Here is a 13,668-nt window from a genome sequence, read left to right on the forward strand (position 1 = left end):
AGTATAAAATGAAAATTTTATTTTAATGACCCGAATTGCCATTAAAACAAAAAAAGGTGACTCGAAGTATAGTCACCTTTTTTGTAGATAATTAAAGCATTAACTAAACCAAATCAAACCTATCCAAATTCATAACCTTGGTCCAGGCGGCAATAAAATCGTTAACAAATTTTCTTCCGCCGTCTGCACAGGCATAAACTTCGGCAATGGCCCTAAGTTCGGAGTTAGAGCCGAAGATCAGGTCAACACGGGTGCCGGTCCATTTAATTTCTCCTGTAGTCCTGTCCGATCCTGTAAATACCAGGCCGGCATCTGATGTTGGCTTCCAGGTGGTCGACAAATCAAGCAGATTTACGAAAAAATCGTTGGTAAGTGTTTCCGGTCGTTTGGTTAACACGCCATGCTGCGATCCGTTAAAATTGATACCTAATACGCGCATCCCACCAATCAAAGCCGTTAGTTCCGGCGCCGTCAATGTCAGCAGTTGTGCTTTATCAATCAGCATTGCTTCAGCGGCGCTGGAATGCTGAGGATTAAAATAGTTACGGAAACCATCGGCACCGGGTTCAAGGTATTCAAATGATTCCACGTCGGTTTGTTCTTGTGATGCATCGGCCCGGCCCGGTGTAAAAGGCACAATAACATCTAAGCCAGCATTTTTAGCTGCTTGCTCGATACCTGCAGATCCGGCTAAAATAATCAGGTCGGCAATAGAAACGCTTTTACCATTGGTTTGAGCGTTGTTAAAATCATGTTGGATACCTTCAAGCGCTGATAAAACATGTGCCAGCTGAGTTGGGTTATTTACTTCCCAATCCTTTTGCGGCGCAAGGCGAACGCGTGCACCGTTGGCGCCTCCACGTTTATCAGAACCGCGGAATGTTGATGCCGATGCCCATGCGGTTGATACCAATTGCGACACGGAAAGTCCCGAATCGAGAATTTTGCCTTTCAGTGCAGCTATGTCGCTATCATCAATTAAAGGATGACTAACAGCCGGAATAGGATCCTGCCATATCAATACTTCGGCAGGTACGTCCGGGCCGAGGTAGCGGGCACGCGGGCCCATATCGCGGTGAGTGAGTTTAAACCAGGCGCGCGAAAATGCATCGGCAAATTCGCCGGGGTTTTCGTAAAAATGCCTTGAAACTTTCTCATATGCCGGGTCAACTTTTAAAGCAATATCTGATGTAAGCATAAACGGCGCATGGCTTTTTGCCGGGTCATGCGCATCGGGTATTAAACCCGCGCCTGCATCGTCTTTAGGTTTCCATTGGTGTGCGCCGCCCGGGCCTTTGGTTAGCTCCCATTCGTAACCAAACAGGTTTTCAAAATAGTTGTTGCTCCATTGCGTAGGTGTGGTGGTCCAGGCTCCCTCTAAACCGCTGGTAATCGTGTAGCCGGCGTTACCACTGCCAAAACTATTTTTCCAGCCAAGGCCCTGCTCTTCAATAGCGGCGCCAGCGGGTTCTTTGCCCACATACTGGCCCGGATCGGCGGCTCCATGGGTTTTACCAAAGGTATGCCCGCCGGCTATAAGCGCAACGGTTTCTTCGTCATTCATTGCCATACGGCCAAAAGTTTCGCGAATGTCGCGTGCAGATGCAAGCGGATCGGGGTTGCCGTTAGGGCCTTCGGGGTTTACATAAATTAAACCCATCTGTACGGCAGCAAGCGGATTTTCCAGCTCACGGTCGGCAGTATAACGGGCGTCGCCCAGCCATTCTTTTTCAGACCCCCAATAAACATCCTCGGCCGGTTCCCAAACATCGGCACGGCCGCCGCCAAAACCAAAAGGTTTTAAACCCATCGACTCCAGTGCACAGTTGCCGGTAAGTATCATCAGATCGGCCCATGACAATTTTTTGCCATATTTTTGTTTTATGGGCCAAAGCAGCAAACGTGCTTTGTCCAAATTGGCATTATCGGGCCAGCTGTTTAGCGGCGCAAACCGCTGGGTGCCAAAACCGGCGCCGCCACGTCCGTCAGAAACCCGGTATGTACCGGCGCTGTGCCAGGCCATGCGAATAAAGAAGGGGCCATAGTGGCCATAATCGGCCGGCCACCAATCCTGCGACGTGGTCATCAACTCAAAAATATCTTGTTTAACAGCATCCAGGTCCAGGCTTTTAAACTCTTCGGCATAATTGAATGCCTCGCCCATAGGGTTTGAAAAGAGCGAGTTTTGGCGAAGAATGTTCAGTTTTAACTGGTTGGGCCACCAGTCGCGGTTCCTGGTGCCGCTACCGGCGCTTTGCTTTAAGGCTCCGTTTAAAAACGGGCATTTTGCTGCAGCGCTGGGGCTGTTAACATCGCTTAGTTTGCTGTTATCTGCGTGGTTTTCCATAATTAATAGGTTGTATAAGTTTATGTTTAAAATTAAGAAAATCTAATTTGAGATATCTACTTAACGTTCATAAATAAGTAATCTTTTCTGCAGGCAGCAATGGCCGTGCTGCTTTGTACGGCAGCAGGGTTCACGGTCTCCATCTCTTAGTTTTACGCCTTCGTCGATACAAAACAGCTCTATGTCGATGCACGCTTTGGCAACTGCAATTTAAGCTGAAAATTTACCGTTAACCTGATAATTAATTAAAGGTTTAAACATCAGCCTGTTTTACGTTTAACAAACTATTAATTTATGATCATACTACTTTGTGGCCTGTCGGGCGCCGGGAAAACAACCCTCGCCAAAAAAATTAAGGAAAACCTTAACCGGGTAGAAATCCAAACGGAGGTAATAGATGCCGATGAATACCGGCAGCAATTATTCCCCGATCTTAAATATTCAAAGGATGACCGTTTTGAAAATATCAGGCGCCTGGGCTTTATAGCCAACAAGTTTAGCAACCTGGGCATAGTTACCGTCATTAGCGCCATAATGCCTTATGAGGCCATGCGGAGCCAGTTGATTGACAATTATGATGACGTTAAAGTAGTTTATGTGGATTGCCCCTTGCCTATTTTAAAAGCAAGGGATACCAAAGGCCTTTATCACAAAGCGCAGCTACCGGATGGGCATCCCGAAAAGGTATGCAATTTAACAGGTGTAAATGATCCGTTTGAAGCGCCGGTAACGCCTCACCTGTATATTAACACCTATACTCATAATATTACTGAATGCACGGGGATGCTGCTGACTTTTATACAGCAAGAGCGTCATTTATTAAACCGGCGATATATAGCATGTTAAATATTTTCAAAATATAAACCCACTAAATTAATACTCATGCAACATCAAACTTTAATCATTACCGGGATGCACCGCTCCGGAACTTCGTTAATAACAAATTGGCTTAACCGCTGCGGATTGCAAATTGGCGAAAGCCTGGTAGCCGCCGGCAATGGCAATGTTGAAGGGCACTTTGAGGACGTAGAATTTTTGAAGTTGCATGAGGAAATTTTAAATAACAACAGCCTTGATATATCGGGGCTGGTAGATGCCAAAAAGATAGAATTATCGCCTTACCAGCTGGCAAAATTGCAAGGTGTTATCAGCATAAAACAGCAGCTATATGAGCAGTGGGGCTGGAAAGATCCACGTACCTGTCTGTTTCTTGACACCTACAGCAAGCTGCTGCCCGAAGCCAAATACCTGGTAATCATGCGCGATTACAACGCCGTTATCAGTTCGCTGATAAAAAGGGAGTTTGCTCATGTCGATAAAAAATACCTGGGCCGTAATTATCTTCAACAGATGATTTGGAAGTATTGGCGCCGCCGCCGCCGGGAAGAGAAGTTTTATACAGAGCATGCCGAAACCTATTTAAAGGTGTGGATAAACTATAATGAAGAGATATTAAAGACCTTAAAAAAGTTAGCCGCGGATGATTACCTGGTTATCAATTACGAACTATTGCTGGAGAAAGACGAGCAGGTTATTGAATTTTTAAAAAACAAGTGGAAGTTTAATTTAAACTACTTTGATTTTGGCCAGGTTTACAAAAATAATTTGATGAGCGCACCGCACAATATTGAGCGTTTTATACAAACCAAAACGTTGCTGGTAAAGGCGCAATATCTGCAGTTGCGTATTGGTCATTATGTTAGGTTGGGATGAAATTGATTTGAAAATTTGAGGATTTGAAAATTTGAAGATAATTTTATAAGTGGATGGCTTTACGGCTAATGAACTATATACTAAAGCGCCCAATTTAAATGAGTACGCAATGCTTGTAAAAGAATACGTAAGGCATTGATTTTCAAATTTTCAAATCCTCAAATTTCCAAATCATCTCCAATATTAAAACCGCACATACTTTTCAATAAGTGTTTTGTCAATACCTTTTGAGCGGGCTTTTTTTGCCTGTTTTCTGAGGATAAACTCAAAAATACTCATCCAGCCGGGAAGGTTGCTTTCGCTGATATCAAACAACCAGGCTAATGCCAGTTTATCCTTTGGGAAACCTTTTTTGTTGGTAAGGCCATCTGATGCCAGGCCGTATCCTATTTGAAGCGATTGTTCAAAACCCCTGCTTGCCGGCCTCAGCTCTACCCTGAATTTGCAGGGTTTGCCGCTTCTGTTCCTGAACAGGTGGTTAACGTTGGGTTCGGCCAGGGCTTGCTGACCGGGTTTTAACTGATACATATTTTTGCCTAACGCTACCTGTACTTCCCCCTCAATACAGTTAAATTTTTCGCTATAAGTTTTGTGGTAATGCAAGCCCACACCGCCACCATCGGCCAGTTCAACTTCTACTAAAGTGTATTGGCCGTTTGTTTCGGCGGCTGTTTTTAAAAATACTACGGTATCTTTCTGGATAGGGTTATAAATGCTTCTGCGGTTATCGGTCATGATTACTTGTGATTTGCTATTTATATACGGTCAGTTAAACAACATGGATTTTTTCAGGACTCGGATTAAGCAGATTCTTCAGATTTTTTGGATTTGATTTGCAGGAGGATGAATGGTCAAAATTTCTAAAATCTGTGTAATCTGAAGAATCTGTTTAATCCCGGTTCTGATAACTTAACCAGAAAAGAATTCGTGAAATTCGAATCAATTCGCGCCATTCGTGTTAATAAAATCATCTGCACATCTGAAATTTGAAATCTGCACATCTGCACTTTAATTTTTATCTTTACCCATCCAAAAGTTTTTAGCGAATAATGAGTGAAGATCTGAATCAAAACGAGATACCTGACAATAACGACGACAAATTACATAACGTTACCTCACTCGACGGGTTATACGAAAACTGGTTTCTTGATTACGCCTCTTACGTTATCCTTGACCGTGCCGTACCACACATCAACGATGGTTTAAAGCCGGTACAGCGCCGTATTCTGCACTCCTTAAAGGAGATGGACGACGGGCGCTTTAACAAGGCGGCCAACGTAATTGGTAATACCATGAAGTATCACCCCCACGGTGATGCATCCATAGGCGACGCCATGGTACAAATAGGGCAAAAAAACCTGCTTATTGACTGCCAGGGCAACTGGGGCGATCCGGTTACAGGCGATTCGGCAGCGGCTCCGCGTTATATCGAGGCCCGGTTATCCAAATTCGCGCTGGATGTGGTGTTTAATGCCGATACTACCATTTGGCAGGCCAGCTATGATGGCCGTAACAAAGAGCCCATTACGCTGCCGGTAAAATTCCCTTTGCTGCTTGCACAGGGTGCCGAAGGCATTGCGGTAGGTTTGGCTACCAAAATTTTACCACATAATTTTATTGAACTGATTGATGCATCAATAGCCGCCCTTAAAGGTATCAGGCCTAATTTATTGCCCGATTTTCCTACCGGCGGCATGGCCGATGCATCTGCTTATAACGAAGGCCAGCGCGGCGGCAAGGTAAGGGTACGGGCCCGCATTGCCGAAAAGGATAAGAAAACGCTGGTGATATCTGAAATACCTTTCAGCACCACCACCGGCGGGCTGATGGAGAGCATTGTGAATGCCAACGAAAAAGGCAAGATCAAGATTAAGAAGATTGAAGATAATACATCAAAGGATGTAGAGATTGTAGTGCACCTTGCGCCGGGCATATCGCCCGATGTAACTATCGATGCGCTATATGCCTTTACCGACTGCGAGGTTTCTATATCGCCCAATACCTGCGTTATCCAATCGGATAAGCCGCGCTTTATGAGCGTGAACGATATGCTTACCGAAAGCACGTTTTTTACTAAAGAACTGTTAAAACAGGAGCTGGAGATAAGGCTGAAGGAATTGATGGAGAAGATCTTCTTCAGTTCGCTGCTTAAAATATTTATACAGGAGGGGATGTACAAACACCCCGACTATGAAACATCGGGTAATTTTGAAACGGTACTGGAAGTGTTGAACCGCTTGTTCGAGCCGTTCTTCCCTCAGTTTTACCGTACCATAGTGGCCGAGGATTACAAAAAGCTGATAGATAAACCTATGAGCAGCATCACCCGCTTTGACGTTAAAAAAGCTGATGAGCAGATGAAGGCCCTGGAAAACGAGATAAAACAGGTAAAACATCACCTGAAACACCTTACCGATTACACCATTGCCTGGTTTGAAAAGCTGCGCGAAAAGTATGGTAAAGACAGGGGACGTAAAACCGAACTACGCACTTTTGATAAGGTAGAAGCAGCGCAGGTGGCATTAGCCAACATAAAATTGTACGTTAACAAAACCGACGGCTTTGTTGGCTCGGGCCTTAAAAAGGATGATGCGGTTGAGTACGTTGGCGATTGCTCGGATATTGACGAGATTATTGTTTTTCGTGCCGATGGCCGCTGCCTCATCACCAAAGTGCAGGATAAGGTGTTTGTGGGTAAAGATATCATCCACGTTGCCGTATTTAAAAAGAACGACGAGCGTACTGTGTATAACATGATATACAAAGATGGTGAAAGCGGCATCGCGTATATCAAACGTTTCTCGGTAGTGGGGGTAACCCGCGATAAAGAGTATGATCTTACCAAAGGCACCAAGGGTACCAAAGTACTGTACTTTACGGCCAACTCCAACGGCGAGGCTGAAATAGTGAATGTGCAGCTCAAGCCACATTCAAAACTGAAGAAACTGCAGTTTGATGAAGATTTTGCTTCGATAGCCATAAAAGGACGCGGATCGATGGGGAATATCATTACCAAATACCCGGTTAAAAAAATTGTGCTGAAATCGAAAGGCGTATCAACCCTGGCCGGCAGAAAAATTTGGTATGACGAGATCCTGAAACGCCTTAACGCCGATGGGCGGGGCAAATACCTGGGCGAGTTTGATGGCGACGACCGTATCCTGAATGTATTAAGCACCGGTGTTTACGAGCTTACCAATTTTGATTTGAACAATCATTTTGATGATAAAATGATCCTGATTGAAAAATATGATCCTAAAAAAGTTTTCTCGGCAATTCACCTGGATGGAAAATCTAAAAACTACATGGTTAAACGCTTTGTGTTTGAAACCATAGCTATAGGCAAACAGGTAAGCATCATCAGCGATGAGCCCGGATCAAAACTCCTTTACATTGCCAAAGCAAACCAATTGGTTAAAATTGTGCAGCTAAAAGGTAAAGAGCAAACCCCCGAAACTATTGAGATTAACCTGGCCGACCTTATAGATGTAAAAGGTATGAAAGCTATGGGCAACCGCCTGTCGCAATTACCTATCAAATCTGTCGAGCTGATAGCTACTGAGGATGCTGCCGAGGAGTCGGTTGAAGAAGAAGATAGCGAGGCAGAAGAATCTGTTGAAACAAACATTGAGACTGATGAAACCGAACCAGTGACAGAGCCGGTAATACAATCGGCCCCAAAACAGGTTGAACCTTCGAAAGAAGAATTACCCAAAACAGAATCGGCAAAATTGCCTGAACCTGGGGCGGATGAAGCTTCAAACGGATCATCGGATTCGCCTGCAAAACCGGCGCAAACTCAAACAAAGAAAATAGATTTCGAGATTACCAACCCGGATGATATCGATATAGACGATAAAGGCCAGTTAGGGCTGTTTTAAATTATTTAAGCCACCGGTTGAATTTGCAACCGGTGGCTTTTTTTTGATAGTATCTTTTTATATTTTCCTTGTAGCCACATAAACCACCAGGTATTGTGGCTTGGCTTTAGGGCCGGCTTTAAGCACACCTTGTTCTGCACCTGCAATCACCGTGTTTAGCCGGGTAGCTACAAGGCCGGGCACGGTGGCAAGTACATCGGGCGCCAGCAGGGCCGATATTACGGGGTAATATTTCTTTTCGATAGCTGCTTTTTGTTTATCGGCCGCTATGTTTACATTCCACAACTCGTCTTTAGCAAACCCATATTCGCTGGCGCAATTGGTTAGCTCATATAAAAAATCCCGGGCCTGGGCCTCGGCAGATTTGGCTGCCATTATTTAGCTTTTTTATTGGGTGTTATAATTTCTGGTTTGGCTTTACTGGTTTTACCGGCCTGGTAGTCAGACGGGGCTTTTTTACCTACCGGATTCGGCATGCTTTTTTTGTCTTTGCTCATGGTAGTACGGGTTTTATATCCTGCCGGATGTATTTCTGGCTGTGTGTGGTAATCAAAGATGAACTAATAAAACGATGTTTGCGCTATGTTGAAATAATAATTAAATAGCGGGGCTATCTTTACTTTTTGATTAAAAAATAACAAAACTTATTCGTGGTTTATGTGTTGTTTGGTTCAATAATAAAAGGTAAACTGCACTCATGAACGCTGAACAAGAAAAAACAAGATATAACGAAACCGAACTACTGGAATTTAAAACACTTATACAAGGCAAAATCAAATCGGCCCGTGAAGAACTGCTCGATCTGACCTCTTCCATTAGCAACCCCAACGCCAATGGTACCGATGATACGGCCAGTTCGCACAACACTTTAGAGGATGGCTCGGCTACGCTGGAGAAAGAATCTATTAATCAACTGGCATCGCGCCAGAAAAAATTTATCGATCAGCTGGAAGCAGCCCTGGTGCGCATAGAGAACCGTACTTATGGCATTTGCCGCGAAACCGGCAAACTTATCCAGCGCGAACGTTTGCTTGCCGTGCCACATACTACGCTGAGCATGGCAGCCAAGCTGAAACAGTAAGTTGTAGTAAGTTATTTGAAAAATGAAAGCCCGGATGGATAAACATTCGGGCTTTATTTTTTGATACAAACTCTCCCGTTTGGTATCCATATAATTTTCGGGTGTTTATTGAAATCAAATATTTTGACATCATTCCAGAATAGCCATATATTTATCAGCTAATAAATCATTATCACAATACCTGCTTAACAGTTTGCCTTAACACATAAAACAAACTTAACCTTACCCGATGAAAAAATGGGGAATAATTATCGTATGCTTTTCTTGTTTATTTATAGGTGCCATTTGGTATGTCGAATTTAAATACAAATTAGAATCGCTTGATTGGTTATTAATCAAATTGGCAGGTATGGCTGTTATATTCATCGCCTTGGTTTTTGTCGTAATCAGTCAAAAAGAATCAAAATGGAGTAAAATTTTAAGGATATGTAATTTGCTTTTTTGGATGATTTTTATGGGGTATAAAGACATAGCCAAATACAACAATAATGTCCAGTTAGGTAAGTTTGGCAGGGTGTTTAACCCAACGAGGCGGAGGTTGGGCGTACCCGAAATTCCTGTTGATTGGTATATAAAATACAAGGGGAACAGGTTTGTAGAATGGCAGGCGAAGGATACAACGATTGGGCACCAATCGAAATATGTTTCCCTGGAAGATGCTGTTTGGAAAATAGAATTGGAGGTTGATGATTACAAACTTAAGCCTATTGATAGCGTATCCAGGAATATATCGATCAGGACTATATACGCGCATGGCAAAGCCAAAGACTCCATTTTTTATAATTTTAACCCGGGTGATAGTAGCCGGTTAATTTCCAGACTACAGGCTGATAGCATTTTTGCAGCAGAAAAAATTAGAAAAGATTACCAGCGCTAATGTAATAGAATACCCGGCTGATGGTTTCGAAGCACAATTCACCATGTTTTTAATATTAAGGGATATTTAGCGTAGTTTTATACAGTTAACCTGATACCATCATGAAAATTATAGCATCGATATTAATAGCCCTGGTAGCCATTGAGCACATTTATATTTTATGGATAGAAATGTTTGCCTGGACAACCAAAGGCCGCGCAACTTTTAAAAGCTTTCCTGCCGAACTGTTTGAACCAACCAAAAATCTGGCAGCCAACCAGGGGCTTTATAACGGGTTTTTAGCCGCCGGGCTGATATGGGCGCTACTCATTGGCGATGCCGTATGGGCCAAAAATGTGGCCATGTTTTTTTTAGGCTGCGTAGTAGTAGCGGGCTTGTATGGCGGCTTTACGGCTGGTAAAGCTATTTTTATAAAGCAAATGCTGCCCGCCGCCATAGCTTTGTGCGCGGTGATGCTGTGGATGTAGGTTAACCTAGCCTGGTTGCCTAATTACTAAACCTGTTATATTGCCCCCGCTCCATACTAATATCCAGGCGCTGCAGCATGGCTGGCAAATTGAACCCTTGTTGCTGATATTCGGCTTGCACCAGTTCTTTCGCGTTTTTTAGTGCTTCTCCACTGGCCCATATGGCTATGGTTACACAAATAAAGTTGCCTTCTTCGTCGGTACGTTCATAAGCCTCATCGCCAATGAAACCGGGAAGTTGTTTGATAAATGAACGATTGATCTGCATGCGTTCGGTAAATTCCGCCTTTGCGTTTTGGGGCATTATAAAGCGGTCGATAAATATTTGTTCCATTTGATTAGTGTTATTAATTATGTTAAAAGAGTACAGGAATAACCCAGCCTGTTCATGATATAGATAACCTGCGGCAGGTTAATTTGCTGCTGCGCCGATTCGATACGCAGTATCCGGTCGCAATCCTCCAGGTCGAAATTGACGCTGCAATGGGGCAGATGTTGCAATAGCAGGCCAACCAGCGTGGCAGCTTCGCATTCTTGCATTACATCAGTTTTGAATATTTCAACCTGGGTGTTCATGCTCAGTAAGCTATCTCTACAGTTGCCTGGTAAATTTCTTTATTAATAAGGTTGCTCACCATATAATGGCTTACATCCGCACGCGATACCTGGAGGCAGTTTTTTAAAAACCGGTTTACAGCGGTACGGTAATTACCTGTTAATGGTTTGTTGTTTAACTGTGGCGGGCGGATAATTGTCCAGTCGGCGCTACTTTCTTTTATAATAATTTCCATCCGGCGCAGGTCGGCATACATATGTTTAAGTAGCTTTTGAATTACATACCGGGCAACCAGGCGCACATACCAGGGAATCACCGGGCTTATTTCCAGCGCCGAAGCCGAGATACAAATAATCCGTTTTACCCCATGCTGCTCCATTGCTTTTAAAAGGTTAGCATTGCCCTGTGAGTAAAGGGTGGTAGGCTTATCGCTAAATAAACCGCCGCTTACACCTAATGCCGATAGCACAATTTGCTGGCCTTTCATCTCGTCGGCAAAACTTTCGAACAGCATAATATCACCCGTTATTATTTTAAGATTAGGATGCATCAGCTGCAATTTTGCCGGATTACGTACCAATGCGGTTACCCGGTGACCCGCCTTTAAAGCCTGCTCCACCGCCTGGCGGCCAATGCCGCCATTGGCGCCTGCAATAAATATGTTCATATCAGTTAAATTTAAATACGCTTAAAAAAATAATGAGCGAAAACAGCAGCAGTTGAAGCCGGTGAAATGTTTTGATGTTGCTTTTGATGCGGGCAACTTCGGTTGTAAATACCAATTCGCCGGCTTCCAGTAACTTGCGAAGCTTTAAACCCTGCCGACGCCCTATGAGCAGGCTATTGAGGATTACCAGGAGCACCAGTGCAAACTTGATCCTGAACCAAAGCTGCTCGCCAAAAACGCCGTGGGTTACGGCCATCATACCTATGCCGCTTATGATGAGCACGGCAGCGCCAATACCGGCTACACGCGGCAGCCTGGCCATCGTATTCAACAAAGCATCGGGGCGACTGCCCTGGTCTGCAAACTTCCAAAACGATGAGTAAGCCAGGTAATCAACCAATGTTGTACCGGCCATTAATACTAATGCCGTTAAATGCAGCACCAGAAAAGTGGGTAAAAGATAAGTGATTTGCATATTTTAAACTTTTTGGTAGTAAATTATATACAATATTATACCATATGGTAGCATATGGCAAATAACTTTTGTCATTTTTTTATAATTTTGCTTCCAAATGGTAGTAAATCAAACAGTAGAGTTAGTGAAGCTCTGGGGCGCTTACGAAGCGCAGCATCCGGGGGCCAGTATCGAAGATTTTTGCCGGTACCAGCTGGCCCAAAATGTTAAGTCCGAAAGTTACGGCAAGCCCAAAGGCGAACTGCGACCTGACCTGAACGGTCAGTTGGTGATCCTGTTGCGCCGGATAGGTAAATTCCATATAGCTTATTCAAACAAAGCGCTGGAGGGTACGGGGCTTGACCAGATGGAAGAATTTGGGATACTTGTAACCATTTATAATCAAAAGAACCCCATAAAATCAGAAGCCATATACAACAACATTATGGAACTATCCAGCGGCAGTAATATGCTGATCAGGCTAAAAAAAAGAGGTTTGGTGAGCGAGTACGACGATGAGCAGGATAAACGGGTAAAACGCCTTAAACTAACCGCCAAAGGCGAGGCCACATTGTTAACTGCCAAAGAAGTTGTACTGAAGGTAGCCCGCATGATGGTTAATGACCTGAGCGACGAGCAAAAGCGCTTATGCATTCAACTGCTTAGCCCTATTGACCGCCGGTTTTCGGGCCTGTTTCAAAAACAACGCGCCAAGTCATTTGATGATATTTACCTTGAAAATGTTGGTTAAGCAAAATGAGGGTAACCCCTTATCAACCAGATGGGGCTTTTGATGCGGCAACTCACATCTGGCCATTAGGTATATACTAAAGCCTGCTTTAATTACTTATTTAAGCGTAGATTTGTTAATACAGATTAGCTATACCAACTTATGGATTTCATAGCCTACCAGCAACTCTTTCAACATATTTTAATGGATACCAATCCCCGGTTTCCTTATGATGACCCGCATTATTTAAATTATACCCGGTTAAACTGGTCGCGACAGGAACGCTGGCTAAAAGTGGGTGCGCTGAATGAAGAATTAGTTGAACTTATTACAGGTATCAACACCAAACAAAACTGGACTATTATTACCGAGCCGTGGTGTGGCGACGCATCCCACAGTTTGCCTTTTATTCACAGGCTATCGGAATTAAACCCATTAATTGAAGTCGATTATCAATTAAGAGATAGCGAGCCGTTTTTAATAAACAGTTACCTTACCCGGGGCAGCAAATCGATACCCAAACTGATTATTGCCGATGCCCAACATCAAGACCTGGCCACATGGGGGCCACGACCGGCCGGTTGCCAGGTATTGTATGAGCAGTTAGTTAAAGACCATGTTGTTATGGAGCAGCAAAAGATAGCTTTGCAACAATGGTACAATGCCGATAAGGGCGTGAGTTTGCAGCAGGAGTTGATTGTTATTTTTAAAGCTATTGTGAGGAGTTAAAATTCGCAAAATTCTGAAGGGGTGGTGAAATACAATAAGAGAATTGTCATCCTGAACGTAGTGAAGGATCTATTCGCGAACTTTTTGTCGGTGATACATGTCGGTTAACAGATTCTTCACTCCGTTAAGAATGACAATGGGCTATTCCAATATTTTATGTGTAGTG

At 43.7% G+C, this 13,668-nt stretch carries 16 protein-coding genes; 8 read left to right on the plus strand and 8 right to left on the minus strand.

The features are described from left to right. Positions 1-103 precede the first annotated feature (103 nt). Positions 104-2,347 (minus strand): catalase/peroxidase HPI, encoded by a 2,244-nt coding sequence (gene katG / locus FSB76_RS23000; RefSeq protein ID WP_147057537.1) that lies wholly within the window; start codon positions 2,345-2,347, stop codon positions 104-106. 294 nt (positions 2,348-2,641) lie between these two features. Here katG and cysC point away from each other — a divergent pair, with 294 nt between their 5' ends. Both cysC and FSB76_RS23010 read left to right on the plus strand, forming a co-directional pair. Beyond that, positions 2,642-3,193 (plus strand): adenylyl-sulfate kinase, encoded by a 552-nt coding sequence (gene cysC / locus FSB76_RS23005; protein ID WP_147057539.1) that lies wholly within the window; start codon positions 2,642-2,644, stop codon positions 3,191-3,193. Between the two features lie 36 nt (positions 3,194-3,229). Beyond that, positions 3,230-4,060 (plus strand): sulfotransferase, encoded by an 831-nt coding sequence (locus FSB76_RS23010; RefSeq protein WP_147057541.1) that lies wholly within the window; start codon positions 3,230-3,232, stop codon positions 4,058-4,060. A gap of 183 nt (positions 4,061-4,243) precedes the next feature. On the opposite strand, the gene FSB76_RS23015 is transcribed toward FSB76_RS23010, so the two are convergent. Then, positions 4,244-4,795, minus strand: coding sequence for a cupin domain-containing protein (locus FSB76_RS23015; protein ID WP_147057543.1), 552 nt, complete (start codon positions 4,793-4,795; stop codon positions 4,244-4,246). A 314-nt stretch (positions 4,796-5,109) separates the two neighbouring features. On the opposite strand from FSB76_RS23015, the gene FSB76_RS23020 reads away from it, so the two are divergent. Next, complete coding sequence (locus FSB76_RS23020) at positions 5,110-7,941, plus strand: DNA gyrase/topoisomerase IV subunit A (RefSeq protein WP_147057545.1); 2,832 nt, start codon at positions 5,110-5,112, stop codon at positions 7,939-7,941. 57 nt (positions 7,942-7,998) lie between these two features. Here the strand turns inward: FSB76_RS23020 and FSB76_RS23025 are convergent, their stop codons facing one another. Both FSB76_RS23025 and FSB76_RS32740 read right to left on the minus strand, forming a co-directional pair. Next, a complete protein-coding gene (locus tag FSB76_RS23025; protein ID WP_147057547.1) occupies positions 7,999-8,316 on the minus strand; it encodes a hypothetical protein in 318 nt (105 codons plus the stop codon). Beyond that, entirely contained in the window at positions 8,316-8,438 is a 123-nt protein-coding gene (locus tag FSB76_RS32740) for a hypothetical protein (protein ID WP_262713487.1), read from the minus strand. The genes FSB76_RS23025 and FSB76_RS32740 overlap by 1 nt, the downstream gene beginning before the upstream one ends. A gap of 200 nt (positions 8,439-8,638) precedes the next feature. Here FSB76_RS32740 and FSB76_RS23030 point away from each other — a divergent pair, with 200 nt between their 5' ends. From FSB76_RS23030 to FSB76_RS23040, 3 genes are all read left to right on the plus strand, one after another. Next, positions 8,639-9,022 (plus strand): TraR/DksA family transcriptional regulator, encoded by a 384-nt coding sequence (locus FSB76_RS23030; RefSeq protein WP_090645387.1) that lies wholly within the window; start codon positions 8,639-8,641, stop codon positions 9,020-9,022. 454 nt (positions 9,023-9,476) lie between these two features. Beyond that, positions 9,477-9,899: a hypothetical protein gene (locus FSB76_RS23035; RefSeq protein WP_147057549.1), complete on the plus strand. Its 423-nt coding sequence runs from the start codon at positions 9,477-9,479 to the stop codon at positions 9,897-9,899. Positions 9,900-10,000: 101 nt separating this feature from the next. Beyond that, positions 10,001-10,366 (plus strand): DUF1304 domain-containing protein, encoded by a 366-nt coding sequence (locus FSB76_RS23040; protein ID WP_147057551.1) that lies wholly within the window; start codon positions 10,001-10,003, stop codon positions 10,364-10,366. A 19-nt stretch (positions 10,367-10,385) separates the two neighbouring features. Here FSB76_RS23040 and FSB76_RS23045 read toward each other — a convergent pair whose 3' ends face one another. Genes FSB76_RS23045 through FSB76_RS23060 form a run of 4 tightly spaced genes read right to left on the minus strand, consistent with a single transcriptional unit; the run spans position 10,386 to position 12,064 of the window. Next, the gene (locus FSB76_RS23045; protein WP_147057553.1) at positions 10,386-10,700 is read right to left on the minus strand and encodes an antibiotic biosynthesis monooxygenase family protein; all 315 of its coding nucleotides are present in this window, start codon (positions 10,698-10,700) and stop codon (positions 10,386-10,388) included. Between the two features lie 17 nt (positions 10,701-10,717). Next, positions 10,718-10,942, minus strand: a complete 225-nt coding sequence (locus FSB76_RS23050) for a hypothetical protein (RefSeq protein WP_147057555.1) — start codon at positions 10,940-10,942, stop codon at positions 10,718-10,720. A 2-nt stretch (positions 10,943-10,944) separates the two neighbouring features. Further along, entirely contained in the window at positions 10,945-11,589 is a 645-nt protein-coding gene (locus FSB76_RS23055) for an NAD(P)-dependent oxidoreductase (RefSeq protein WP_147057557.1), read from the minus strand. A gap of 1 nt (position 11,590) precedes the next feature. Beyond that, positions 11,591-12,064: a DUF2214 family protein gene (locus FSB76_RS23060; protein WP_147057559.1), complete on the minus strand. Its 474-nt coding sequence runs from the start codon at positions 12,062-12,064 to the stop codon at positions 11,591-11,593. A gap of 97 nt (positions 12,065-12,161) precedes the next feature. Between FSB76_RS23060 and FSB76_RS23065 the strand changes: the two genes are divergently transcribed. Further along, the gene (locus FSB76_RS23065) at positions 12,162-12,794 is read left to right on the plus strand and encodes a MarR family winged helix-turn-helix transcriptional regulator (RefSeq protein WP_147057561.1); all 633 of its coding nucleotides are present in this window, start codon (positions 12,162-12,164) and stop codon (positions 12,792-12,794) included. A 141-nt stretch (positions 12,795-12,935) separates the two neighbouring features. Next, positions 12,936-13,502 (plus strand): thioredoxin family protein, encoded by a 567-nt coding sequence (locus tag FSB76_RS23070; RefSeq protein ID WP_147057563.1) that lies wholly within the window; start codon positions 12,936-12,938, stop codon positions 13,500-13,502. Positions 13,503-13,668: the final 166 nt, after the last annotated feature.

The organism is Mucilaginibacter ginsenosidivorax (assembly GCF_007971525.1).
GTDB lineage: Bacteria > Bacteroidota > Bacteroidia > Sphingobacteriales > Sphingobacteriaceae > Mucilaginibacter > Mucilaginibacter ginsenosidivorax.